At 43.7% G+C, this 25,756-nt stretch carries 22 protein-coding genes and 2 riboswitches; of the genes, 19 read left to right on the plus strand and 3 right to left on the minus strand.

What is annotated here, in order from left to right:
* Positions 1 to 36 precede the first annotated feature (36 nt).
* Together DWX43_RS13205 and DWX43_RS13210 are read left to right on the plus strand one after the other, a co-directional pair.
* Entirely contained in the window at positions 37 to 2,235 is a 2,199-nt protein-coding gene (locus DWX43_RS13205) for a glycosyl hydrolase family 65 protein (protein ID WP_118620598.1), read from the plus strand.
* Positions 2,216 to 3,370 (plus strand): glycoside hydrolase family 172 protein, encoded by a 1,155-nt coding sequence (locus tag DWX43_RS13210; protein ID WP_207666092.1) that lies wholly within the window; start codon positions 2,216 to 2,218, stop codon positions 3,368 to 3,370. The genes DWX43_RS13205 and DWX43_RS13210 overlap by 20 nt, the downstream gene beginning before the upstream one ends.
* A gap of 77 nt (positions 3,371 to 3,447) precedes the next feature.
* Here DWX43_RS13210 and mgtE read toward each other — a convergent pair whose 3' ends face one another.
* Complete coding sequence (mgtE, locus tag DWX43_RS13215) at positions 3,448 to 4,779, minus strand: magnesium transporter (RefSeq protein ID WP_118620644.1); 1,332 nt, start codon at positions 4,777 to 4,779, stop codon at positions 3,448 to 3,450.
* A 157-nt stretch (positions 4,780 to 4,936) separates the two neighbouring features.
* Positions 4,937 to 5,106: riboswitch (M-box (ykoK) riboswitch) on the minus strand.
* Positions 5,107 to 5,275: 169 nt separating this feature from the next.
* On the opposite strand from mgtE, the gene DWX43_RS13220 reads away from it, so the two are divergent.
* The 15 genes from DWX43_RS13220 (at position 5,276) to DWX43_RS13290 (ending at position 18,720) form a co-directional block, all read left to right on the plus strand.
* Positions 5,276 to 6,064, plus strand: a complete 789-nt coding sequence (locus DWX43_RS13220; RefSeq protein ID WP_118620599.1) for a class I SAM-dependent methyltransferase — start codon at positions 5,276 to 5,278, stop codon at positions 6,062 to 6,064.
* A complete protein-coding gene (gene hslO, locus DWX43_RS13225) occupies positions 6,064 to 6,939 on the plus strand; it encodes an Hsp33 family molecular chaperone HslO (protein ID WP_118620600.1) in 876 nt (291 codons plus the stop codon). The genes DWX43_RS13220 and hslO overlap by 1 nt, the downstream gene beginning before the upstream one ends.
* Before the next feature lie 25 nt (positions 6,940 to 6,964).
* A complete protein-coding gene (locus tag DWX43_RS13230; protein ID WP_118620601.1) occupies positions 6,965 to 8,887 on the plus strand; it encodes an NAD(+) synthase in 1,923 nt (640 codons plus the stop codon).
* Between the two features lie 21 nt (positions 8,888 to 8,908).
* A complete protein-coding gene (locus DWX43_RS13235; protein ID WP_109729792.1) occupies positions 8,909 to 9,928 on the plus strand; it encodes a molybdopterin-binding protein in 1,020 nt (339 codons plus the stop codon).
* A gap of 271 nt (positions 9,929 to 10,199) precedes the next feature.
* Positions 10,200 to 10,937, plus strand: coding sequence for a phosphatase (locus tag DWX43_RS13240; RefSeq protein ID WP_118620602.1), 738 nt, complete (start codon positions 10,200 to 10,202; stop codon positions 10,935 to 10,937).
* Between the two features lie 259 nt (positions 10,938 to 11,196).
* Positions 11,197 to 12,039, plus strand: a complete 843-nt coding sequence (locus tag DWX43_RS13245; RefSeq protein WP_118620603.1) for a MurR/RpiR family transcriptional regulator — start codon at positions 11,197 to 11,199, stop codon at positions 12,037 to 12,039.
* Positions 12,040 to 12,404: 365 nt separating this feature from the next.
* A complete protein-coding gene (locus DWX43_RS13250) occupies positions 12,405 to 13,184 on the plus strand; it encodes a PTS sugar transporter subunit IIC (RefSeq protein ID WP_118620604.1) in 780 nt (259 codons plus the stop codon).
* Positions 13,177 to 14,007 (plus strand): PTS system mannose/fructose/sorbose family transporter subunit IID, encoded by an 831-nt coding sequence (locus tag DWX43_RS13255; RefSeq protein WP_109729788.1) that lies wholly within the window; start codon positions 13,177 to 13,179, stop codon positions 14,005 to 14,007. Before DWX43_RS13250 ends, DWX43_RS13255 begins: the two co-directional genes overlap by 8 nt.
* 61 nt (positions 14,008 to 14,068) lie before the next feature.
* The gene (locus DWX43_RS13260) at positions 14,069 to 14,551 is read left to right on the plus strand and encodes a PTS sugar transporter subunit IIB (RefSeq protein ID WP_118620605.1); all 483 of its coding nucleotides are present in this window, start codon (positions 14,069 to 14,071) and stop codon (positions 14,549 to 14,551) included.
* An 8-nt stretch (positions 14,552 to 14,559) separates the two neighbouring features.
* Positions 14,560 to 15,480, plus strand: a complete 921-nt coding sequence (locus DWX43_RS13265) for a sugar phosphate isomerase/epimerase (RefSeq protein WP_109729786.1) — start codon at positions 14,560 to 14,562, stop codon at positions 15,478 to 15,480.
* A gap of 26 nt (positions 15,481 to 15,506) precedes the next feature.
* On the plus strand, positions 15,507 to 15,923 hold the full coding sequence (locus tag DWX43_RS13270) for a PTS sugar transporter subunit IIA (protein WP_118620606.1): 417 nt from the start codon (positions 15,507 to 15,509) through the stop codon (positions 15,921 to 15,923).
* Positions 15,907 to 16,533 (plus strand): HAD-IA family hydrolase, encoded by a 627-nt coding sequence (locus tag DWX43_RS13275; protein ID WP_118620607.1) that lies wholly within the window; start codon positions 15,907 to 15,909, stop codon positions 16,531 to 16,533. Before DWX43_RS13270 ends, DWX43_RS13275 begins: the two co-directional genes overlap by 17 nt.
* A complete protein-coding gene (locus DWX43_RS13280; protein WP_118620608.1) occupies positions 16,530 to 17,357 on the plus strand; it encodes a sugar phosphate isomerase/epimerase family protein in 828 nt (275 codons plus the stop codon). Before DWX43_RS13275 ends, DWX43_RS13280 begins: the two co-directional genes overlap by 4 nt.
* 13 nt (positions 17,358 to 17,370) lie before the next feature.
* Positions 17,371 to 18,120 (plus strand): MurR/RpiR family transcriptional regulator, encoded by a 750-nt coding sequence (locus tag DWX43_RS13285; protein ID WP_118620609.1) that lies wholly within the window; start codon positions 17,371 to 17,373, stop codon positions 18,118 to 18,120.
* A 66-nt stretch (positions 18,121 to 18,186) separates the two neighbouring features.
* Positions 18,187 to 18,720, plus strand: a complete 534-nt coding sequence (locus tag DWX43_RS13290) for a hypothetical protein (RefSeq protein ID WP_118620610.1) — start codon at positions 18,187 to 18,189, stop codon at positions 18,718 to 18,720.
* A gap of 115 nt (positions 18,721 to 18,835) precedes the next feature.
* On the opposite strand, the gene DWX43_RS13295 is transcribed toward DWX43_RS13290, so the two are convergent.
* Both DWX43_RS13295 and DWX43_RS13300 read right to left on the minus strand, forming a co-directional pair.
* Complete coding sequence (locus DWX43_RS13295) at positions 18,836 to 20,920, minus strand: 3'-5' exonuclease (RefSeq protein WP_118620611.1); 2,085 nt, start codon at positions 20,918 to 20,920, stop codon at positions 18,836 to 18,838.
* Between the two features lie 77 nt (positions 20,921 to 20,997).
* A complete protein-coding gene (locus DWX43_RS13300) occupies positions 20,998 to 21,831 on the minus strand; it encodes an AraC family transcriptional regulator (protein WP_118620612.1) in 834 nt (277 codons plus the stop codon).
* Positions 21,832 to 21,962: 131 nt separating this feature from the next.
* A riboswitch (purine riboswitch) is annotated at positions 21,963 to 22,058 on the plus strand.
* A gap of 49 nt (positions 22,059 to 22,107) precedes the next feature.
* Here DWX43_RS13300 and DWX43_RS13305 point away from each other — a divergent pair.
* Together DWX43_RS13305 and xdhA are read left to right on the plus strand one after the other, a co-directional pair.
* On the plus strand, positions 22,108 to 23,388 hold the full coding sequence (locus tag DWX43_RS13305) for an amidohydrolase family protein (protein WP_118620613.1): 1,281 nt from the start codon (positions 22,108 to 22,110) through the stop codon (positions 23,386 to 23,388).
* Between the two features lie 18 nt (positions 23,389 to 23,406).
* A complete protein-coding gene (gene xdhA / locus DWX43_RS13310) occupies positions 23,407 to 25,704 on the plus strand; it encodes a xanthine dehydrogenase subunit XdhA (protein WP_118620614.1) in 2,298 nt (765 codons plus the stop codon).
* The last annotated feature ends 52 nt before the right edge of the window (positions 25,705 to 25,756 follow it).

Below are 25,756 nucleotides of genomic sequence, written 5' to 3' on the forward strand. Positions count from 1 at the left end.
AAATACCGATCAACAAAAGAACAGCGGGGATAAGATATGATGCAGAAAAAACAGACAGACTATATAATTGAAGAGAAACTGGATTCCGGCCTGACGAAACATTATGAAGGGGTATTTGCCCAGGGGTCGGGATACCTACAGATCCGAGGAACATTTGAGGAAGGCATCTCAGGTGTAAGGCAGGATGAGGAATATATGCGTCTTCCGGCCAATGTAACGCTTGAAACACCAAGACATGCAAGGTCAAAATGTGGAACCTATATTCCGGGAATAACAGGAAATCACCCACTGTTAAAGGAAGAGATTGTAAATCTTCCAAATCCGTTAGCCTTTACAGTCGAAGCAGACGGCACTTTTCTGGATATGGATCAGTGCCGGATCAGACAGTATGTCCGCAGACTAAATCTGAAAAATGGAATTCTGGAGAGGAAATTCGTATGGGATATCCCACATGGTAAAAGCTTGAAGTGCTGTTACAGACGGTATGTATCCAGAACAGAGGATCACCTCATTGTCCAAAAGATTTCTTATACGGCTGAGCGGGGGGACATTACCCTGAGTATGGTAAATGATATTGATGAAAATGTAAGGACAAACGGATACCAGCATTTTACAAGCATAAAGAAGCAGGCGGTAAACGGAGGTTGTTTTGTTGAAACCATGACAGATAACAAAGACTGCATAAGGATGCTGAGCAAAGCGGCCATACAGGGCAGTCTGTTTGATAAAGAAGAAAACAGAGCTGTTAAAACATTGGTTCTTCCAGAGGGAGAATCTCTTGAAATACAGAAGATGACCGTTGTTTCTACTTCCCGTGATCCTGAGGGGCTTAGGACTTCGGAGGAACTGGGGGAGATGGCGGAGGAGTATCTGAAAGCAGAACCAAAACTGTTTAATGAGCATACCCGTGAATGGGAACGGCTCTGGACGAAATCGGGGGTAGAGATTACGGGTGATGAGCCGGTGCAGAGGGCTGTGAATTTTTCTATTTACCACCTTTTGCGCTGTGAAAGTGGGAAAGACAGCAGAGCCGCTATCTGTGCGAAAGGATTTGCCGGGGAGGCATACTTTGGACATTTTTTCTGGGATACAGAGATTTATATGCTCCCGTTTTTTCTATATACTCAACCGGAGCTGGCTAAAAAGCTGGAAGAGTTTCGGGTTCGTACACTTAGGGGGGCCATGACGAATGCCAGTGAATATGGGTATCCGGGAGCACGTTATCCCTGGGAATCGGGAGTAACCGGATTGGAGCAGTGCCCAAACTGGCAGTATGCGGATCATGAGGTCCATGTTACAGCCGACGTGACATTCGGGCTTTGGCATTATTATGAGAATACAGGGGATATCCGTTTCTTAAAAGCTGCTGCACCGGTTTTTACGGAGACTGCACGCTACTGGATGAAGCGGATGTACAGGGACAGGGATGGAGGCGTTCATATTAACGGAGTTATGGGACCAGATGAATATGTCTGTATTTGTGATGATAATGCATACACCAATTATATGGTGGCACTGTCACTGAAAAACACAGGCCGGATTCTGGAAATATTAGAGCAGGTGTATCCGGAAATCGGTATGGAACTGAATGTGGACAGTTCATTTATCCGGGAAGTGAAAGAGACGGCTGAAAAGATTATCATATGTAGGAATAAAGAGGGGATAATACTCCAATGCAGACACTTTGAAGAACTTGAGGAACCGGACTTTGCATCTGTCTGGAAGGATCCCGGAAAACCATTTGGCCGGTTTATTTCCCAAGAGAGAAACTATAGGACGAAAGCACTTAAACAGGCTGATGTATTAATGCTGTTTTATCTATTTGAAAAAGGATTACAAGGCGACTCCCTGAAGAAAAATTATGAGTACTACCTCCCCTATACGACACATGATTCCTCTCTGTCCAGTATCATTCATGCAATCCTTTGCTGTAAAACCAAAGATCTGGATGAAGCATACAGGTTTTTTGGGTCAGCGGTCCGGATCGATACGGATGAAGAATTAAAAGGTGCTGCGGAGGGAATCCATATCGCGAACTGCGGAGGTATCTGGCAGGCAGTTATATTTGGATTTGCAGGTCTTCGCTGGGCTTATGAATGTGACGGTCCCCGGTTTTCCCCAGCCTTACCAAAGCATTGGGAAAAAATCAGCTTCCCGCTTTTTTTCAGGGGAAAAGAATATTTTGTAAAGGTAACCAAGGAAGGGGTGTGGGTGAATGATGAAAGATATGAATAGAGGTCATGGAATTGACGGTCTGTATGAATTAAACAGCGTAAAGAGTAAAAGAATTTCCAGCTATGACAGGAGTGGAGGCAATCATGACTGGATGGATCTGGAAGCAGGAGAATGCCGGACCTTTGCGGACATCAGTGGAGCCGGTGTTATACGGCATATCTGGTGTACAAACTGGACCGCCGGGGAAGACGGGAAAGAGGAAGCTTATGCCCTGCGCCGTCTGGTGCTGAGAATATATTGGGATGAAGAAACAGAACCAAGTGTAGAAGTACCTTTGGGGGACTTCTTTGGAATCGGTTTCGGGATGCACAGGAACTATAGCAGTGCAGTCCTTTCTATGAATCCAGCTGACGGAAGGGGAATGAATTGCTACTTTCCTATGCCATTTTTAAAAAGGGCTAAAATGACAATAGAGAGTAACTGCATCAGCCATACAAATTTTTATTTTTATGTTGATTACGAAGAATGGGAGCCTGATACGGATAAGGGAGACCTCGGCTACTTTCATGCACAGTGGAGAAGAGAGGCTGACACCAGGGGGTGGGCGCCTAAAGAGCCGGGACTGCTTGACAGAGAAAAGGCAAATGTGGAAGAGGAACCTGCATGGTTTCCAAAGGCATGGCTTAAGAAGAATACAACAGGAAAAGATAATTATATTGTGCTGGAAGCCGTGGGAAAAGGAAAATATGTGGGATGTAATTTAAACATTGATGTTTTCACGCCGCAGGCTAACGAATGGTACGGGGAAGGGGATGATATGTTTTTTATTGATGGAGAGCCGTGGCCCCCGTCCCTGCATGGAACCGGTACGGAAGACTACTTCAGTACAGCTTTCGGACCGGCCGAAGAGTACTGTACTTTGTACAGCGGTATTACTGTTTACAGCGGAGAGAAAGCGGGATTCAAGTATGGCGGGAAGAACAGCATGTACCGATATCACGTGCACGATCCGATTTCATTTGAAAAGTCTCTGATATTCAGCATAGAGCATGGGCATGCTAATAAGCTGTCTAATGATTACAGCAGCACTGCATATTGGTATCAGACGGAGCCGCATGCCCCATTTCATAAGTTACTGCCTGTTGAGAAGCGGATTCCCAGAGTACACCCTTGGGAGCTTAAGGATCAGATATAAATAAGAAATGCTCCTGAATAATAATGATTCTGTTCGGATCAATATTATTCAGGAGCATTTTACAGGGCTGAATACATTCATAAAGCAAATACATGTGTCGCAATGTTAAAGTATACAAGTATAGAACAAGTATCTACCATCGTAGTAATCAGCGGTGCTGCCATGATGGCCGGGTCCAGATTTACCTTTTTTGCAAGGAGCGGCAGCATGCAGCCGATCAGTTTTGATATAACGATTGTCACAGAAAGGGACAATCCAATGACCAGTGCCAGTGACACATCGTGGTACATAATCAGGATACGCACTCCGTTAGCCAGCGCCAGTACGACTCCGACTATAATCGAGACGCGGAATTCCTTAAACATGACGCGGAAAATATCCCGGAACTGGATTTCGTTCAGCGCGATACCGCGGATAATAAGTGTTGAACTCTGGGAACCACAGTTACCGCCGGTGTCCATCAGCATGGGGATAAATGATACAAGCAGGGGAATCGCGGCGAACGCATCCTCATACTTCGTGATGATGGTTCCTGTGAGTGTCGCGGAGAACATCAGGACAAGCAGCCATGCAATACGGTGTTTTGCGTGGCTGAACACGGATGTCTCAAAGTAACTCTGCTCACTCGGGCTCATAGCGGCCATCTTTGTGATATCTTCAGTTGCCTCTTCTACCATAACGTCCATTGCATCGTCGAAGGTAACGATTCCGACCATCAATCCCTCTGCATCCAGAACGGGAATTGCCAGCAGGTCATACTTTCTGAAAAGCTGTGCAACTTCTTCCTTATCTGTATGCGTGCTGACGGAAATGATCTCTGTTTCCATCAGGTCGCTGATCACGGCATTGTCATCGGAGGTCATCAGTTCTTTTGCAGTGACGATTCCGATCAGTTTTCTTTTATCTGTTACATAACAGGTATAAATGGTTTCCTTGTGGATCCCGGTTCTCTTAATATGGGCCATCGATTCATCAACAGTCATTGACTGTCTCAGCCCCACGTATTCTGTTGTCATGATACTTCCTGCGCTGTCGTCCGGGTAATTTAAGAGAAGGTTGATCATATTTCTCTCTGACTGGCTGACCGTATCCAGAATACGGGTAACCAGATTTGCCGGGAGTTCCTCCAGCAGGTCCACGGTATCATCCATATATAAATCGTCCAGCAGCTCCCGCAGTTCCTTTTCTGTAAACATTTCCACAAGATAAGTCTGCATGGAATTATTCATGTTAGCGAAAACTTCCGCTGCCTTATCTTTGGAAATCAGGCGGAATGCGAGTGCCAGCTCTTTGTCATCTAATTCTGAAAGAAGGGAGGCTATGTCCACTTCGTTCATGACATCCAAAATACTCCTCACAGCCTTGAACTGGTGCTGGATAAGGAGTTCTACAAAAATATTTTTGTCCATCATTATTACATCTCCAATCTGTATTCAATTCTATTAGTTTCTGCGAATGATAACTGGCGCCAGCGTCCATAACCTCACCACCTTTCTACTGATTAAAAAAAGAGTTAAAAAAGCTCCGTCACTGCCTGAACAATGACGGAGCTAAATATGCACTCCAAAAAAATTACTCACCGTTCAAGCTTTAGCATCACAGGGCATATCAATTGCATTAGGTTATGCCTTCACGACATAGCCTGCTAACCAACTTGTTGTGTCTCCACAATCTCGCGGCAGCAATCTTAAGGAAAATCCCAATCCCTGTGGTAGCCTCACCTACCGAAATGATTCTATTCGTACTCATTGTAGAGCAAAGAGCGGGATGTGTCAAGAAAAAAATGATGATGTACCATAAAGCAGTTCTGCCGTGTTCACAGCTCTAAAGCTTTTGCTCAGGTGTTGTTTTATCTGCATGGTATGTGATATACTGAATAAGCCGTGGAAAGAGGTGTGGTGAAGAATGGAAAATACGAATGAATCCAGTGCATACAGCAGTTTTGCCGCTGTTTATGATACGTTTATGGACAACGTGCCATATGATGAATGGGGTGACTATCTGTATGGACTGTTGAAAGAATATGGCATATGTGACGGACTTGTGCTGGACTTGGGGTGCGGTACGGGGACGATGACGGAATATCTTGCCGGTCGCGGATATGATATGATCGGGGTGGACAATTCTGAGGACATGCTCGAGATTGCGATGGAAAAAAGAGTGGAATCCGGGCATGATATTCTGTATCTTGAGCAGGATATGCGTGAATTTGAATTGTACGGGACTGTGCGTGCGATTGTGAGCATCTGCGATTCGCTGAATTATATAACAGAACCTGAGGAACTAAAGCAGGTTTTTCACTGGGCGGATAATTATCTTGATCCGGACGGGGTTTTTATTTTTGATTTTAACACAGAATATAAATACAGAGAGATCCTTGGGGACCAGACAATCGCGGAAAGCAGGGAAGAATGCAGTTTTATCTGGGACAACTATTATTATGAAGAGGAGCGCATCAATGAGTATGAACTGAGCCTGTTTATCCGGGATGAGGAGCTGTCAAAAGGCGGCAGTGAGATTTACCGGCGTTATCAGGAAACTCATTATCAGAGAAGCTATACACTGGAAGAGATGAAAGAACTGCTGTCAGCAGCAGGCCTGCGTTTTCTGGCTGCATATGATGCATTTACCAGAGAAGCACCATCTGAAACAAGTGAAAGAATCTATATTATTGCAGGAAAAGGAGAAGAATAATGGCAGACTATATTGTAAGGGCAACCGCTGCGAATACACAGATCCGTGCATTTGCAGCATCGACGACGGAGCTGGTGGAGCAGGCAAGGCGGCACCATAATACAAGCCCGGTAGCGACGGCGGCATTGGGACGTCTTTTGACAGGCGGTGTGATGATGGGAAGCATGATGAAAAACCCGACTGATGTACTGACACTTCAGGTGCAGTGCGGCGGACCGATCGGGGGGCTGACGGTCACTGCTGACAGTCAGGGAAGTGTCAAGGGATATGTAAATAATCCCGATGTGATGCTTCCTGCAAAGAACGGCAAGCTGGATGTGGGAGGCGCGCTGGGGCCAGGTTTTTTGAATGTTATTAAAGACATGGGATTAAAGGAGCCTTACTCCGGACAGACGATCCTCCAGACAGGGGAAATCGCAGAAGACCTGACTTATTATTTTGCAACATCCGAGCAGGTCCCGTCTTCAGTAGGACTCGGTGTACTGATGGAAAAGGATAATACGGTGAGATGTGCGGGCGGATTCATCGTTCAGGTCATGCCGTTTATAGAGGATGAGGTACTGGACAGGCTGGAGAAAAATATCCAGAATATCCAGTCTGTGACGGCAATGCTCGACAACGGGCATACTCCGGAGGAGATGCTTGAACAGGTGCTGGAAGGGCTGAATGTTGAGGTTGTGGATACACTGCCTGCACAGTTTTCCTGTAATTGTTCAAAGGAACGGATTGAAAAGGCGATCATCAGTATTGGGAAGAAGGATATCCAGTCTATGATTGATGACGGCGAGGACATTGAAGTGAAATGTCATTTTTGCAATACTGCCTACAATTATACAGTGGATGAGCTGAAAGAACTTTTGAAAAAGAGCAGATAGAGGTTATTGAACCAGGAGGTAGGAAATGAATCAGGGATTTGTAAAAGCAGCGGCAGCGACACCGGATATCCGGGTAGCGGATGTCAAATATAATACGGAGAAAATCTGTGAGGCAATCGAAGCAGCCGCAGGGGAAAAGGCGAAGATCGTGGTGTTCCCGGAATTGTGTGTCACAGGGTACACATGCGGGGATTTGTTTACGCAGGATGTGCTGCTGCGCGATGCAAGGGCCGCTCTTCTGAAAATAGCGGATTTCACAGCGGATAAGGATATTCTGGCGTTTGTCGGGGTTCCGCTTTCTGTTGACGGTGAACTCTATAATGTGGCGGCGGCGCTGAACCGCGGGGAGATTCTGGGACTGACGACAAAGACATTCCTGCCAAATTATGCGGAATTCTATGAGATGCGCCAGTTCACGCCCGGCCCGGAAAAGGCCCGTGAGATTTTATTTGAAGGAAAACGGGTCCCGTTCGGTCCCCAGATTTTGTTTCAGGCATCTTCAATGGAAGAACTGATCGTTTCCGCTGAAATCTGTGAGGATGTCTGGTCACCGATTCCGCCGAGTATTCAGGCGGCGATGGAAGGGGCAACTGTGATTGTCAACTGTTCTGCGAGCGACGAAACGATCGGAAAAGACAGGTACCGCCGTGAGCTGATTGCGGGACAGTCTGCGCGGCTCATTGCAGGATATGTATATGCCAACGCAGGGGAAGGCGAATCTACAACTGACCTTGTTTTCGGCGGGCATAACCTGATTACGGAAAACGGCGCTGTACTGAGTGAGGCAAAGCGCTTCAGAAACGATATTATTTACTCCGAAATTGATATATATCGTCTGCTAGGCGAAAGGCGCAAAAATACGACATTTAAAACGTCAGAGGATAGAAAGTTAATCCGCGTTCCGTTTTATATTGAGCGGGAAAAAACTGTGCTGACAAGACATTTCCCAAAGCAGCCGTTCGTTCCGGCAAATGAGGAAGAGAGAGCAAGGAGGTGTGAGGAAATCCTGACGATTCAGGCAATGGGACTGAAGAAGAGGATTGCCCATACCCACGCCAAGAGTGCGGTAGTCGGTATTTCAGGGGGGCTGGATTCTACGCTTGCGCTGATTGTGACGGCGCGTGCGTTCGAAATGCTTGGACGTGACAAGAAAGACATTACTGCCGTTACGATGCCATGTTTCGGGACAACAGACAGGACCTATCAGAACGCGTGCAAAATGGCGGTACAGCTCGGGGCAGAACTCATGGAGGTGCGGATTGCAGATGCGGTCAGCGTACATTTCAGAGACATCGGGCATGACCCTGGGGACCATAGTGTGACCTATGAAAATTCTCAGGCAAGAGAAAGGACACAGGTATTAATGGATATTGCAAATGAGAGGGGCGGTATGGTCATTGGTACGGGCGATATGTCTGAGCTTGCTTTGGGATGGGCGACTTACAATGGAGACCATATGTCCATGTACGGAGTCAATGTATCGGTTCCGAAGACGCTTGTGCGGCATCTTGTAAAGTATGCAGCCGATGTGACGCCGGACGAGCAGCTGAAAGCAGTGCTCTATGATGTGCTGGATACCCCGGTCAGCCCCGAACTTCTGCCCCCTAAGGACGGCAATATTGCACAGAAGACGGAGGATCTGGTGGGACCTTATGAGCTTCATGACTTCTTCCTTTACTACATGGTACGATTCGGCTATGAGCCGAGTAAGATATTCAGACTGGCGGAGGAGACTTTTGAGGGCAGCTATGATAAGGCAACCATATTAAAGTGGCTGGAGATCTTCTGCAGAAGATTTTTCTCACAGCAGTTCAAGCGTTCCTGCCTGCCTGACGGCCCGAAAGTAGGTACGGTTGCACTCTCACCGAGGGGGGACTGGAGAATGCCGAGTGACGCGTGTGCGGCAGTCTGGCTGAATGATCTGGAGCAAATAGCACTGGCAGATTGAAAATAGAAGGAGACTTATCTTATGAAGCTGATCAGAACGGAAGAAGCGGAAGGCTGCGTGCTGTGTCATGACATCACGCAGATCATCCGCGGTGTGACAAAAGATGCGGTATTCAGAAAAGGACATGTTGTAACGAAGGAAGATATCCCAGTCCTGCTTTCTGTGGGAAAAGAAAATCTTTATGTATGGGAAAAGCAGGAAGGGATGCTCCACGAAAACGACGCGGCGGAGGTACTGCGCCAGGTGTGTCAGGGCGATTATATGGAACCTTCCGAGGCAAAAGAAGGGAAGATTGACCTGAAGGCTGCCTGTGACGGGCTGCTGAAGGTAGACCGGGAAAAATTAAATATGCTCAATGCAATGGGCCAGATCGTGATTGCCTCCCGCCACGGGAATTTTGCGGTTAAGAAGGGCGATAAGATCGCAGGGATGCGGGTTGTTCCTCTGGTCATCGAAGAAGAAAAGATGAACCGGGTGAAAGAATCCTGCGGTGAAACACCGGTATTCCAGATCCTGCCTTTCAAGAAGATGAAGGCGGGAATTGTAACAACCGGAAGTGAAGTATATCACGGACGGATTCAGGACAGTTTTACACCGGTCGTGGTTGAAAAACTGGAAGAATGCGGCGTGGAGGTGCTTGGGAATACTGTATGTAATGATGACTCGGATATGGTGACAGGAGCGATTAAAAACTGGCTGGAACAGGACGTGGATATGGTAGTCTGTACAGGTGGGATGAGCGTTGACCCGGATGACAGGACGCCTCTTTCCATACGCAATGCAGCCGACGAAGTGATTACATATGGCGCACCGGTCCTGCCGGGGGCGATGTTCATGCTGGCATACGCGGGAGAAGTCCCGGTGATGGGACTGCCGGGCTGTGTCATGTACGCAAGACGGACGATATTCGATCTGGTCCTGCCAAGAATCGTGGCAGGAGAACGTCTGGGGATCGGGGACTTTACCGTACTGGGACAGGGCGGTCTGTGCCTGAACTGCGAGACCTGTACATATCCCAACTGTGGGTTTGGGAAAGGCTAAGCGACGTCTGGAAGAAAGGAAGAGGATATACTATACATAGTCAAAATATTAAAATTTACGAATGCCGTGGATGGTTCCACGGCATATTTTGGCGTGAGGCTTGTGTATACTGAAACGAGTTTCATTTTTTTAGTATTTTGAAAGATATATATTACCCTTTGAAGGTTTTTGTGAAACAGGAACCAGTCTCGGAGAATACTATTGAAATAATCTTTTAAGCACATATACTTAAAATCAATATAAATAGTATCAGAAAAAGAGAGGGAAAAATATGTCATACATCAAAAAAATACACACGTTAGTTGGAGATTTTCATTGCCATAGTTTAGCATCTGTTCATGCATATAGTACCATTGGTGAAAATATTAAGGCAGCAAAAGTGAAAGGGCTAAAGGCCCTGGCAATCACTGACCATGCAATTGGGACTGAGGATTCCCCCAGTCTTAGCTATTTTGAAAATTTACCTTCACTGCCTAAAGTTGTGGACGGGATTAGAGTCTTAACAGGAGTTGAAGCAAATATAATGAATTTCAAAGGCGAAGTAGACATGCCTGTAGAAACGTTAAAAAAACTAGATATAGTTATTGCATCCTATCATACATCATGTACCAGGCCCGGAACTGTACAGCAGCATACAGAGTCGTATCTGCAATTAGCCAAAAACCCTTACATTAATATTATTGGCCATGCCGGAACTGAAAATTTTGCATTTGATTATGAAAAGGTGGTCCCCGTATTAGGAGAAGCAAAAAAGGTTTTTGAAATTAATGACCATACATTTAAATGCAGAAAAAAATCAATTAGCAATTGCATTACAATAGCTAAATTGTGTAAAAAATATGGGTTCAGAATCATGGTGAATTCAGACGCACATTCCCAATACGATGTGGGATCATGCGATAATGCCTTTGCAATGCTCGAGGATATAAAATTTCCAGAGGAATTGATAATTAACATTAATGAAGATCGAATTGCCGAGTATTTGAATTCGATTAATGTATTGTATTAGTAAAATGGACGTTTTGAAATTCAATATTAAGAAATATTTATTAAAGTAAATACAAGCTATACAGCCCTATTTTGCATATAAAGTGAAATAGGGCTGTATTTATTTAAAAAATTAACATTAGGATACAAGAAAATATAAAATTATTTATTTACAATTTGTATAACATGTGCTATTCTTTAAACAACGGAAGAATAAAATATTCCAAATTAAAAGAAAGAAGGATATTATATTCTAAACAAGCATTAGGAAGGAAAAAAAGATGGGTATTGATATCAGAAAAGAATTATCAAGAAAAGACTCAGAATTTACTCAGACAGAGAAGAAAATTGCAACATATATTTTGAATAAGGGGCACAATTTCTCTCAGATGAGTTCGACAGAAGTAGCAGAAGAATTGGGTGTTGGTCAATCTACGATTATAAAATTTGTTAAGAAATGCGGATTCAACGGATTTATGGATTTCAAAATTCAGTTGAGCCAATCTTTTGTAAGAGATGAAAATATTCTTCCGTTAACCCACGATGATATATCATTGGAGGCACCACTGGAGGATGTGGCAAAAGCAATTGTATCCGAATCTATATCTGCCTTGACAAAATCTTTCGACATCATGGATTTAGACTCGTTTAATCAGGCAATCGAATGGATAGACAGTTCACCAAGAATTTATATTTGTGGAAAAGGTTCATCAACCCTGCCTGCACAAGATTTATCTAGTAAACTGATGAAGCTGGGATTACCTGTATTATGGTATCAAGATTTGGAGTCGGTAGAAGCAGCATCCTTGTCAGCAGACAAACAAGCACTATTCATTGTGTTTTCTTTTAGCGGGGAAACCAAGGAAATAGTCAGGATATTACAGAATGCTAAAAAAAATAATGCAAAAATAATTCTAGTAACTAAAAATGTAAAAAGTACGATGGGAAAGCTTGCTGGTTTAACGCTGGAGATAATCTCTAATGAAACTATATTCAGAACCGCGGCAATGAGTTCCAGAATAGCATTTTTCTCAATTGTTGATATCTTATTTTTAGGAATAATCAAGAAAGATTTAAAGCATCGTTTGAAAATGATAAGGGATGTTTACACTTCTATTGGATAAAAAATGAAAGACTGGGCGGATTCTTAAGCCCTCTGGTAACCATTATAAAAGATGTAGATTAATCACTTATACTATTCTAAAAATTGTAGTACCATGTTGGCCCATGGATGAACACCTTAGAGATAACATCTTTATTTCCGATAAGAAAAGGTTTGGGAACAGATCCGCCCAACTGTACAGCTATAAGACTCAATAAGCAGGAAACACTATTTACTTATAGCTATAGAGCAAAATGTAGCACTTTTTGATACATTTGTCAAGTTTTCATATGCAGAGTTTCGTATGCAGGGGCGGATAAAAATGTCGTTTAAAAATTGAATAATTCAAATTATGAAGGATTCAAAAAGGAAGAGTAGGAGGAATTTATGCATATTCAGGTTTGGCAAATTATATTATTAACTTTGTATTCTATCATTGGTATATATGATGGACTGAATACGAAATTTGAATTGAATAAACCTATGATGGCAGGCGCTTTTGCAGGCCTTGTCATGGGGGATCTTGCAACAGGGCTGATTATTGGGGCCACACTCCAATTGATGATTTTAGGTGTCAGTAATTTTGGCGGGGCCACGATTCCTGATTATACTTCAGCAGCACTTATTGCCACTCCACTGGCGATTGTGGCTGGAAAAGATGTTGACTTTGCAATTGGCCTGGGAGTTCCTATTGGGCTTTTGCTGACACAGCTGGATATCATAGCTAGGACTGTAAATATCTTCTGGAATAAGAAAGCTCAGGCAGCGATAGAGAAAGAGCAATATCATCTATTAGACAGATACAATTTTTGTGGTATGATCGGCTGGGGGGCATCCCGTGGGCTTCCTGTTTTTCTGGCCCTTACCTTTGGCTCTTCATTTGTACAGGCCATTTTGGATGTATCGCCGGACTGGCTGCTCTCCGGACTTAAATTTGCAGGAGTAGTTTTACCGGCAGTAGGTATATCGATGCTGCTTAAATTTATGCCAGTGAAGAAATATTTTCCATATTTAATTTTGGGATTTGTATTGTTCTCTTATGTAAACATGCCAATGTTGGGGGTAGCTTTGATCGGAATTGTAATAGCAGTAGTTACTTATCAGAGGGATTCAGAAAGGGAGCCGGCAGTAGTTCAGGCGAATGCAGGAGGTAATGAAGATGAATAATACAAATGATAATAATCGGCCTCAGGAAGAAATTGAAATCACAAAAAAGGATATTGACAGAGCCTGGTTTCGATGGATAACGAGATCACAGGCAGGATGGAACTATGAGACAATGCAGGGATTGGGATATTGCTGTACAATGCTGCCATTCTTAAAGAAAAATTACAAGGATCCTGCTGAATTAAAAGAAATGGTTAAGCTGCATTCACAGTACTACAACACGAACGTTACGACCGGAGGTTTTGTTATTGGTGCTGACATGGCAGTTGAAGCAGAGCAGGGATACAAAGCCAAGGATATGATTCCGGCACTAAAAACGGGACTCATGGGTCCTTTGGCGGGTATCGGAGACACATTTTTTTCTGTCACTATTAATACAATTCTTGGTTCCATTGCTACATACATGGCTTTGGAAGGAAACCCCATCGGGGTTATTCTGTGGCTGTTGGCTGGATTTGTAAAATTAGGGTTTGCAAGATGGTTTACACATTTAGCATATGCGCAGGGAAAGAAAGCAGTATCTACAGTTAGCGGAGCGTTAAAGAAAATCACAAATGCAGCTACTATTCTGGGGATAACTGTAGTTGGAGCATTAGTCCCCTCAGTAATAAAAGCAACAGTTACTTTGCAGCCCCAGATTGGAGAAAATGTTATTAATATTCAAGAACAAATATTTGATCCAATGATGCCGAACATCATTCCTGTTGGTATTGTCTGTTTTGTTTATTGGCTGCTGGGGCGTAAAAATATGAATTCTACACGTGTTATTTTCATTGTTATGGCCCTATGCGTGATTTTGAATGCATTAAACATTATGGGATAGCTTTCAAAATAAGCAGATTTCATAGAAAACAGAATATACCAAAAAAGAGAGGGATAAAAGAATGGAGTTAAAAGGTTTTGTGCACATTAGAATTGATACAAGACTTATTCACGGACAGGTTGCGGGATTCTGGACAGGCTATTTACAGGCATCCAGAATCATGGTGATAGATGATGAGGTTGCTGTTGATGATATGCAGAAAGAGCTGCTCCGCATGGTGGCACCGGCCGGAGTAGCTACATCATTGTTAGCCAAGGAGAAAGCACTTGAAAATATCAAAACGGGCAAATATGCAAATCAGAGGGTCCTCCTGTTAATTAAAACGCCGTATTACTTAAAATACCTTATGGATAATGGTATTGATATTAAGGCAATTAATGTTGGTAACATGGCTACGCGTGATAATACAAGGGTAATAACCTCTTCTATTAGTATTACACAGGAGGAAGAAGAAATTTTTAAAGAATTGTTAAGCAGAGGGGTAGATATAACTGTGCAGATGGCGCCTGAAGATAAAGCGAAAAAAATTAAAGATCTATTGTAGGTGGCCCTATGAAAACACAATTTGATATCTCATTACATTTTGATTTTAAAGAAGAAGTAAATGGAAATAAAATGTTTTCTGAAAAACGGGCATTAGAAGCATTTACATTAATGAAATCACTTGGAATTAAATATTTTAATACTTGGTGCAATGACGACGTTTATCCCCAGTCTGATGAAGACGATATCCTATTTGCAAAAATATTATCGCGGCGAATGAAAGAAATGGATATCAAAATGTCATCGTTTCATTTTGTCGGATCAGTACTGGATTGTTATGACGAATCACAAAATAAAGTAAGATTTTATATGGAAAGAACACTGAAGATTTTTGCGGATTGTAAACCAGGCAGTATTGTGGTTCATCCGGGAACATATGGTGAAGGGGGCTTTAAATGTAACAAAATAGCTCATCAAAAAGCTGTTGATAAATGGGGGAGAGAAAAAACTCATGCCATGCTAATTGAGAATCTTCGCCATTTTGGAAAATTAGCAGCCAAATATGATATAAAAATAGCTGTTGAAAATTTATTTCAGGGTCGTTTTTATAGCAATGTAGAAGAATTAATTGGCCTGGTTGAAGGAGTTGCCTTAGACAATGTCGGATATTGCTTGGACAGTGGGCATGCCAATCTTGATCATGTGGATATACCGGAGACCATCAGGAGAATGGGTAGTAAACTATTTGAAGTACATTTACATGACAATAATGGAAAGGAAGATCAACATTTGCCTATAGGCTTCGGCAATTTAGAATGGATTAGTATCATCAGGGCTTTAAAGGACATTGGTTATCAAGGGACAGCAACGTATGAATTCTTTAGATGGCCTTATGTAGACCGGGTCGTGGGAATAAAAAATTCTATTATGTTCTGGGAAAGCCTAGAAAAAATTCAGGAAAATGGGTACTTTACGTCGGATTGGAAGTAGGAAATGTTAGATGAAGGAGCAATCGAATGAGTATAGGAGTTATAGCAGTTACACATAAGGAGGCAGCCCAGTCATTACTTGATTCTGTAGAAATGATCTTTGGAAAACAAGAAAACGTTAAGGCGGTGCCATTTTTTGAGAATGAGGACGGACAGATGCTAAAGATAAAACTTGAAGAAGCAGTTGGAGAACTGAATTCGGAGGATGGTGTTTTATTTTTGGTTGACTTGTTCGGAGGCACGCCTTTTAATGCCTCGTTCATGATAGCACAGAAAAGTCATGCAGCAGAAATCGTAACAGGTCTAAACCTGCCCATGCTGGTAGAAGCGCTTATGTCAAAAGGAACAATGGATTTATTAAGCCTTGCAGAAACTGTAAAAAAAGCCGGGATTGATGGAATAAGGAGCGGAAAAGCGGAACGACAGAATGGGGACGATGAATAATAATTCACAAACAAAGTATGTTGTATTTGATATTGGAAATGTTCTTTTAAAAGCGACACACAGAGAGTATTTACAACAGATTTATGAGAAAGATACTGCGGAACAACTCGTTAGTGAAGTATTCCATCAGCCAGAGTTTGCAGAGTATGAAAAAGGGATGTACACCAATGAAGAATTGATTGATATATATGGTAAGCGATTCCCAAGCCATATAAAGGAAATTAAAAGAACAGTCAATCATTGGGAGGAACTTACCACTTATATGGATGAAAGCTGGGAGATGCTTAAAGAATTGAAAGAATATAAAATTCCAGTATATATTCTATCTACGATGGGGAGGGAATGGAAAGAACAAATATTTGATAAGTTTAAAGATTTCGAACTTATTGACGGCAGTGTATTTTCTTATGAGGTTCACTCCAATAAACCTGATTCAAAGATATATTTAGCTCTTTTTGAAAAATATCATTTAGATCCCGGAGAAGGTATCTTTATAGACGATAAAAAAGAGAATATCGACAAAGGAATTCAACTTGGGATGAAAGGGATTGTATTTACCAATATTATTACAGTAAAAACAGAATTGTTTAAGGAGCTGAATTTGGAATGAATTATGGTTTTAATATAAGCATGCGTCATAGCAGAAATGAAATTCTGGAGTTGGGAAAGCTGCTGCTTAAAACGAATGAATTTCAGGCTATTGAGGTGACATACTCAGAGCATATGCGGCATATTGATACTACTTCATATAATCAGGCAATCTTCGAATTAGTTGATATGTATAAAACCAAAGTACTGGTACATATTTCTGATTTTAATCTGTCGGAAGAAAATATAATATTGCAAAATGCTATTTTGGATGAGTTTGAAAATTGCTGTAAATATATTAAAGCATTCAACGGACATGAAATAATAATGCATTGTGGAAGCAGAAAGTTGATGCATATTTCTATAAGGCATAAGGATGGATCAAGGCAGACACACAGAGAAGTATATGAAAAAATGTGGAAACTTTCGGTGGAGACAATGAAAAAAGCATGTCAAATTGCAGCAAAGTATAATATTTTAGTCTACACAGAAAATTTAACGGATAATATGTTAATACAAAATGCAGAACAATTACAACGTTATATCAGGGATGTAGATGAGAAAAATCTTTATATTGTATATGATACCGGGCATGGACATCTCACAAGTCATAATGTGTCAGATGAAATTTTAAAGTGCAATAAATGGTTAAGACATCTCCATCTTCATGACAATCATGGTTCAAAAGATGAACATCTTGCAGTAGGGGCCGGAACGATTGACTGGAGGAGTTTTTGTAAGGCATTAAAGGATGTTAACTATCAGGGGATTTGTATGATGGAGTTGTATCATAGTACGTATGATGAGCTGGTTAAAAGCAAGGAAATTTTAATGAGATATTTATAGAAAGAGTGATAAAATGGAATATTATTATAGCTCTGTTCTGTCGAATATTAAGGAACATTATGAAAACTTTACATCAGTAGAAGAAAAAATAGGTGATTTCTTTCTTTATAACCAGGAAAAAATAGATTTTTCCTCCAAAGCTGTGTCAAACAAATTGTATGTATCAAAAGCATCACTTTCTAGATTTGCACAAAAGTGTGGCTATCATGGATATAAGGAATTAAGATATCAATATGAAGCAGCTTTTAGAAATTATGGAGAAACTGCGAACCAGAATACCTACAAAATTTGCCGTGTATACCAAGAATTATTAATCGAGATATGCAGTAATATTGATAATAAAAAATTGGGGCAAATTCTAAAAAAGATCAAATGTTCTGAAAGAGTCTTAGTTTGTGGAAAAGAGAGCTCTGAGTTTTCTGTAAAGGAAACCGCCCTGCGTTTCATGCAGGAAGGGTTTAATGTGGTTATGCTTACAGGTACAGATATGATTAAAACGCAAATAGCCCGCTTAGATAAAACGGCTATGGTAATTGCATTTGATTTTGAGGGGAACGATCAAGATGTGTTTAGATTGCTTCAAGAGGCAAACTATAAAAAGGCAAAGACTGTACTATTTACCGGAGGTAATACTGGAAATTATAAAAACTTGTGTTCTGAAATAATAGAACTTCCAACAATAGATTGCATCGGTTATAATTATGCGGGTTCATTACAGATTTCAACGTTGGTTATGCTTGATATTTTATTCACAGAACTGTGATTATATTAGAATGTGCGGATATTTCTTCTCATATATTATAAAAGGAGTAATGAAGGGAGAGGATTTATGAACTGGTGCACGGTCTATTATGATGACACGAAGAGCAGCTGCAGGGAATATGCAAAGCTGTTTGGACAGTATGAGGGAATCTTATGCAAACCGGCTTCTGAATATATTGGGTACCCTCTGATTTATGAGGAGAATTCCGCGGTGGGATTTGTTTTTGAGAGCGATAAGGATAATGTACCCTATGCTGTCAGACACATTATATGGCGGATCATCATGAATAAGAAGGGGCAGTACTTTCTGGCTGTCACGGGAGGGAACCGGGAGCTTACGGCGATCCGCTGTGCCGTAGAAGACCTTGAGGTACGCGGGTATGAAGTCAGCAACGTCTATTCGAAGTATATGTTTGAGAAGTACCATATGGAACTGGGAATAAGCGCAGGAAAGATCGTGTCAGATCTGGAAAATGGGGAGGAACAGTTTCGGATTTATGCAAAGGCTGCACAGGGGATGAGCAAAAAAGAGCTTCGGAAAATGCTGCGTAATGAGCTGAAGGAATATAAGAAGCATAAGAAACACAGAAGGACAACATGAGCAGACAGAGGCAGTTACTGCGTAAACCAAGGCGGAAAACAGTAACAGTGAAACAGGCGGCGTTACAGTTTACAGACTTTTCTGTGAGCTTAAGCGCCGCCTGCCGTGTTTCAGGTTATGCGGTTTTGTCGGGAATCAGAGCTGAGAGTTCTTTTGTGTACAGCAGTGTCAGCCGGTGCATCGCCCGGGTACAGGCTATATAAAGGAGATTCCTGTCACAGTCCGTGAAATAGCGGGACTGGTCTGTATCAGGAATGATTACCTCGTCGAATTCCAGCCCCTTCGACATCTGAACAGATATGACGGACACACCGTTCTGAAAACAGCTGCTTTCCGGCGTGATCAGGTGAACTTCCGGTTTCGGCGGCAGCATATCAAAAAGCTCTCTGGCATCTCTGTTCGTTTTCAGTATGATACCCATTGATGTATGTCCGCTGTGGTAAAAATCCTGAATGGCCTTTGAAATTTCCCTAAGCTCTTCCTCTTTACTGCCGCAGTAAATAACGTCCGGTGCATCTCCGTAACGTCCAATCGGTTCAGGTGAGTCCGTGTTTAGGATGCGCTTTGCAAAAGTGATAATCTCGTATGTAGAACGATAGCTTTTTTTCAGCTCTGTAAACCGGGCATCTGTATAAAGGTCCAACAGGTCATTTAGAGTGTGAGAGTGGTTTGGATTCAGAAGCTGGCCGAAGTCCCCGAGAATGGTTTTCCGGCATGGAAAGATTTTGTTGATCACGGCATACTGTATGGGGGTGTAGTCCTGCATTTCATCGATAACCAGATGCTTTGTGCTCCGACTTTCTTTTAACCCTTCAAATTCTGAGTTCAGATACAGGAACGGGAAGACATCGGCCCATTCCAGCGTCTTTTTTGCCGGCAGGCACAGGAGTTCGGGTTTCCCTATGCTTTTATAAAAATATTGATATAGAGTAATCGGTGTTTTAACTGTGAGCATGGAAGTGAGTGCTTTCAGAATCTGTCTTTTTCCGGGCAGGGGGTCTCCCATGATGTTGCCGGATTCAAAATGGCTGCGGATATCCTCTGCCGTCATTGCAAGTCTCTGTTTAACCGGGTATGCTTTGTATGCCAGAAAACGCTTCTGTATCCAGCTTTTGTCCGCGTTAAACCTGCCAAATGTGTAATCCGCAGGCGAAAATATCCTCTCGGGCAGTGTCTCCATAAATGTATTCATCAACCGGACAAAACCGGCAGTAGATTTGAACAGTACCCGCTGTGCCCACGCCCTGTCTTCCGATTCCAGCGGGTCCTTATCCGGCTCGAAACGGAGTGTATTTTGAAGCTGGATTTCCGCAATATCCGGGAAACTTAGCTCATAGACCGGTTCCTCCCCAAGTTCAGGGATGACGCCGGAGATATAGTCTCCGAATACTTTATTTGGGGAGATGATGGCGACATTTTGGGAATTCAGCTGGTTCCTGAACCGATAGAGCAGGAAGGCAATCCGGTGCAGGGCGACAGAAGTCTTTCCGGAACCCGCCGCTCCCTGTATAATCATTGTTCCTGTATTTTCACTGCGGATAATCTGGTTTTGCTCCTTCTGAATGGTCGAGATGATGGACTTCATTCTTTCATCCGAAGTATGGGAAAGCTCCCGCTGTAAAATGTCATCCTGTATATGGGAGGCACTTTCCAGCGCGTATTCCATAATGCCGTCCTTGATTTTAAACTGCCTTTTCCGGATAAGTTTCCCGTCAATCCTGCCCGTTGGTGCGTCATAACCCGCCGGTCCCGGTTCATAATCATAAAACATGCCGGCAGCGGGCGCGCGCCAGTCAATGACTAGCATTTCCTCTTCAAATCTGAATGTAAAACGTCCGATATATAACCGGTCGGCTTCTTTTGATTCCTCCTGAAAATCGATCCTTGCAAAATAAGGGGATTTCTTCAACTTTGCCAGCCTGTCCCGGACACTCACGGCAAAGGCACCTGTACGGTCTGTCTGCCTGAGAAGCAGTTCGTTTTGAAACATTTCATGAGGGTCGATTTCCCCTCTGTATTCCGCCATATACCTTTTTGAATCCCTGTATTCCGTGTCAATCCGGCTGACATCCTCTTCGGCTCTTTTAAGCGCGGTATCCAGTTTCTGCATGGTCTCTTCCAGATGAATGACTTCATCAGGAAAGGGGACCGGGTCTTTTGCTATCTCTTTGTCTTTTGATGGTTGCTGTTGCTCATTCATAGTAGTGCTCCTTGCTGTCTTTGATTTTTAAGTTCAAGTAGGTTTCGGTAAATCTACGGTGGCACATATGTTTTGCTTCATTTCAGGACAAAACGCTGGGTTGGATAACCATACTCCACAAGCATCTCCGCCTCTGCAAAGCCGAGTTCTTTAATCTCACTGCGGTGCCCTGTATCTGCCCGGTCGCCTTCGCGGTAGGTTGTGATGCTGATTTCCTTCCCCTTCAGCAGTTCCCCCATGACCTTATCAAGAAATGCCTTTGGAATCCCCTTTTTCCGATAAAGAGGGTGGGTACCCATGAAATCAATACTGCCGCTGTTTTCAGAAAAAATCATAATCCCGATGGCAGTGTCCCCATCCTTTAAAATCAGGGCCTGCCTTTTTCGGATCATTTCTCTCAGGACATGGATATATTCTTCTTCATCCAGATTCGGAAAACCATCGACCACAAGCCGTACCAGCTCCATCCAGCAGGGAATGTCCTTTTCTTTAGCAAATGCAATATCCTGTTCTGTAAACTCCCGGTTGTCCAGCATATGATAACTCCCCTCTAATTTATATTTAAGCTGCAAGGGATAAAACTTCTCATTTTCCCGGTATTTATTTGGTGGAAGCTTGTACATGGCCGTAAAAATCTTAGTAAATGCCTGCTGGCTGCCGTAACCTGCCGCCATCGCCACATCAAGAACCGGTTTATCAGAAAAAACAAGCAGCTTTGCGGCTTCCGTAAGCCTCCTGCGCAAAACATATTCGTGGATAGTAAGGCCCACAGTATCCGTAAACATCCGGTGTAGATGATATTTGGAATAGTGGAGCGCTTCCGCGGCCATATCAAGATTCGGACAATCAGTTAGATGCGCCTCCAGATAATCAATTGTTGAAATAATATTCTGAATATTTTGGACTGGCATACATATTCCCTCCTTCCAGACTATTATTATAGCCGCAATTAGGGGGATATGTTTAATCTTTCTTGCGGTTTTAAAAATAAATTTGGTTGACATCAATTTTAATAAATGTTAGGATAAAATTAACAAAAAATATATCAAATTTTACTAATACTTATATAGGTTCATAATCGGGTGAACGTTTCTACCAACTACCGGAATAGTTGACTATAAGTATCTGCAGAGGCATCTCTGTAGTTACTTGTGGGCACAGGGATGTAAGGAAGGAGGCGTCAGCAGATGAATGAATCTATTTTTATTTTGAAAGGAAACTTGATCTACAGTAAGAGCGCGAAAGAACTTGAGGTATGTGAGAACAGTTATCTCGTGTGTGAGGATGGCGTGGTAAGGGGGATTTATAAGACACTGCCGTTCGAATACGGAGGATACCCGGTCGAGGATTACGGGGACCGGCTGATTATCCCGGGACTGGTGGACCTGCACGTGCATGCGCCGCAGTATTCATTCCGCGGACTGGGGATGGATATGGAGCTTCTGGAATGGCTGGAGACGAATACATTTCCGGAGGAATCCAAGTTTTGTGATATGGAGTACGCACGCAAAGCTTACGGGATCTTTGTTGAGAATTTAAAGAAGAGTGCAACTACGAGGGCCTGTATTTTTGCGACGATACACAGGCAGGCCACGCTGCTTCTGATGGATATGCTCGAAGAAGCGGGACTCGACACAATGGTTGGAAAAGTGAATATGGACAGGAACAGCCCGGATTATCTGAGGGAGGCATCGGCAGAGGAATCTGCGGCGGAAACGGTGGAATGGATCAAGGATGTTCTGCATAAGAAGTATAAGCATACAAAACCAATCCTGACACCGCGCTTTACACCGAGCTGTACGGATGAGCTGATGGAGAAACTGAAGATGATACAGATGCGCTATAGTCTGCCGTTACAGTCACATTTGTCAGAAAACCCGGGTGAGATATCATGGGTAAAGGAGTTGTGCCCGTGGTCTGAATTCTATGGTGATGCATATGATAAGTTCGGATTATTCGGTGCGGACTGCCCGACGGTGATGGCCCACTGTGTTTATTCCGACGACAGGGAGATTGCAAGGATGAAGGAAAACGGTGTTTTCGTTGCCCATTGTCCGGAATCCAATATGAATATTGCATCCGGTGTAGCCCCGGTCAGGAAGTTTCTGGATGAAGGCGTCCATGTAGGAATGGGAAGTGACGTGGCAGGAGGTTCCACGGAGAGTATTTTCACGGCAATGGCACATGCCATTCAGGCATCGAAGCTGCGCTGGAGGTTACAGGATGAATCGTTAAAGCCTCTGACAGTTGAAGAAGCCTTTTTCATGGCAACGAAAGGCGGTGGGGAATTCTTCGGTAAAGTCGGCAGTTTTGAGCCGGGATATGAGCTGGACGCAGTCGTTCTGGATGATACGCGTCTGAGACACCCGCAGGATCTTGATGTGAAAAAAAGGCTCGAAAGAATGATCTATTTTTCAGATGACAGAGAAATCCGTGCAAAATATGTGGCAGGTGTACAGATTTTATAAATAAGAGGAGATGGGAAAATGGAAGAAAGGGAACATGCAGTAGGTAAAAGTGTGAAGCGTGTGGATGCCTTTGAAAAGGTGACCGGACGCGCGAAGTATACCGATGACCTGTGTGATAAGAGCGCCTATGTAGTCAGAATCCTGCATTCTACGGTGGCACACGGGATTGTGAAGTCGGTGGATACCTCGGAGGCGGAAAAGATCCCCGGAGTTGTGAAGGTCGTGACTTGTTTTGACGTGCCGAAGAATTACTTCCCGACGGCAGGGCATCCCTGGTCTACAGAGCCGGCACATCAGGATGTGGCTGACAGGCTGCTTCTTCAGGAACATGTGAAATTTTATGGTGACGATGTCGCGGCTGTTGTCGCTGAGAATGAAGTGGCAGCTGCACAGGCTGTGCGTGCGATGAAGGTGGAATACGAGGAACTGCCCTTTGTGCTTGATGTACAGAAGGCAATGGAGGATACCGCACCCCAGATTCACGAGGAATATCCGAATAATATCCTAAAACATACGACGATCCGGAACGGCAGCTATGAAGAGGCAAGAAAAGAGCCGGGCCTGATCAAGGTCGAGGGATGGTATGACACGCCAACCGTACAGCACTGCCATATTGAGAATTTTATCTGTTATGCTTATATGGAACAGGGCCGGATTGTTGTCGTATCATCCACGCAGATTCCCCATATCTGCCGGAGAGTTGTCGGGCAGGCGCTTGGCATCCTCTGGGGCAAAGTCAGGGTGATCAAGCCTTATATCGGCGGTGGATTTGGAAACAAGCAGGATATTCTGTACGAACCTCTCTGTGCATATTTAAGCACAGTAGTGGGAGGGAGACTGGTGAAGCTGGATGTCTCAAGGGAAGAGACATTTGTATCCAACAGGGTACGCCATGCTGTCCGTACGCATATCATTTCTTATGTGAGGCCGGACGGGAGTTTTGCGGCAAGGAAGATTGAATGCTTTTCCGACCAGGGGGCATACGCGTCCCACGGGCATAGTATCGCCGCAAAGGGGCTGGGAGCATTTCCACAGCTGTATCCATGCCCGAATGTGGACGGAGACGCCTATACGGTATTTACAAACAAGCCGGTATCCGGGGCCATGAGGGGGTACGGTATCCCGCAGGCAATGTTTGCACTGGAAAGCCACACGGATGATGTGGCAAAGGCCGTGGGCATGTCACCATATGAATTCCGCTGGAAATATCTGATGCCGGTGGGGTATACGGATGGATTTTCAAAGAACGTTAATTATTATGATACCTTCCATCAATGTATGGAAAAGGGAAAGGCTTACATAGATTACGACAGGAAAGTAAAAGAATATGAGAACCAGACCGGGGAAGTCCGAAAAGGAATCGGTGTGGCTGCATTCTGGTACAACACTGGTGTATGGCCAATTTCACTGGAGACTTCTTCCTGCCGTATGGTACTGAATCAGGACGGTTCTATTCAGGTGCAGGTAGGTGAGACCGAGATCGGCCAGGGGGCTGACACCGCATTTGCACAGATGGCGGCCGAGACACTCGGTATTCCCGTGGACCAGGTCCATGTGATGACGGTACAGGATACGGACATTACGCCGTTCGGCACCGGGGCATATGCTTCCAGACAGACGTACATGGCGGGATTTTCCATCAATCAGACAGCGGCCCTGTTAAAGAGCCATATTCTGGATACCGCACAGGAGCTGACGAGACATACAAAGGAAAGTCTGGATATTATCAATGGTAAAATCATACGCAGAGGGGACGGAGAGGTTCTGATGAGCCTTGCCGATCTGGCGATGGAGAAGCTGTACAGTCTGACGAACAACGGTCATCTGACGGCGGAGAGTACTTATCAGGCGAAAACCAATGCTTATTCCTTCGGATGCACGTTTGCCGAGGTAGAAGTCGATATTCCGGCATGCAGGGCAGAGCTTACGAATATCATCAATGTACACGACTGCGGGCAGCTGATTAACCCGTCACTGGCGCTGGCTCAGGTACATGGCGGCATGAGCATGGGTATCGGGTATGGTTTGACCGAGAGACTGATCTTTGATGAGAAAACCGGGAAACCGCTGAATAATAACCTTCTGGATTATAAGCTGTCGACCTTCATGGATCACCCGCATCTGGAAGGGCAGTTTGTGGAAAACTATGAGCCGACCAGTGCATACGGCACAAAAGCTCTGGGAGAGCCTCCGGTATGTTCTGTTGCCCCGGCCATCCGCAATGCCGTTCTGCAGGCGACTGGTGTAGCAGTAGACGAGATACCGCTGACACCGCACATATTGTTTAAACGATTCAAAGAAGAGGGCTTAGTATAGAAAGGGGCAGCCAGTGTGATGCACTGGAATGCCCCGGAAGGGAGGAAAGAAA

It is taken from the genome of Clostridium sp. AF19-22AC, from assembly GCF_003479085.1.
Taxonomy (GTDB): Bacteria; Bacillota; Clostridia; order Lachnospirales; family Lachnospiraceae; genus Faecalicatena_A; species Faecalicatena_A orotica.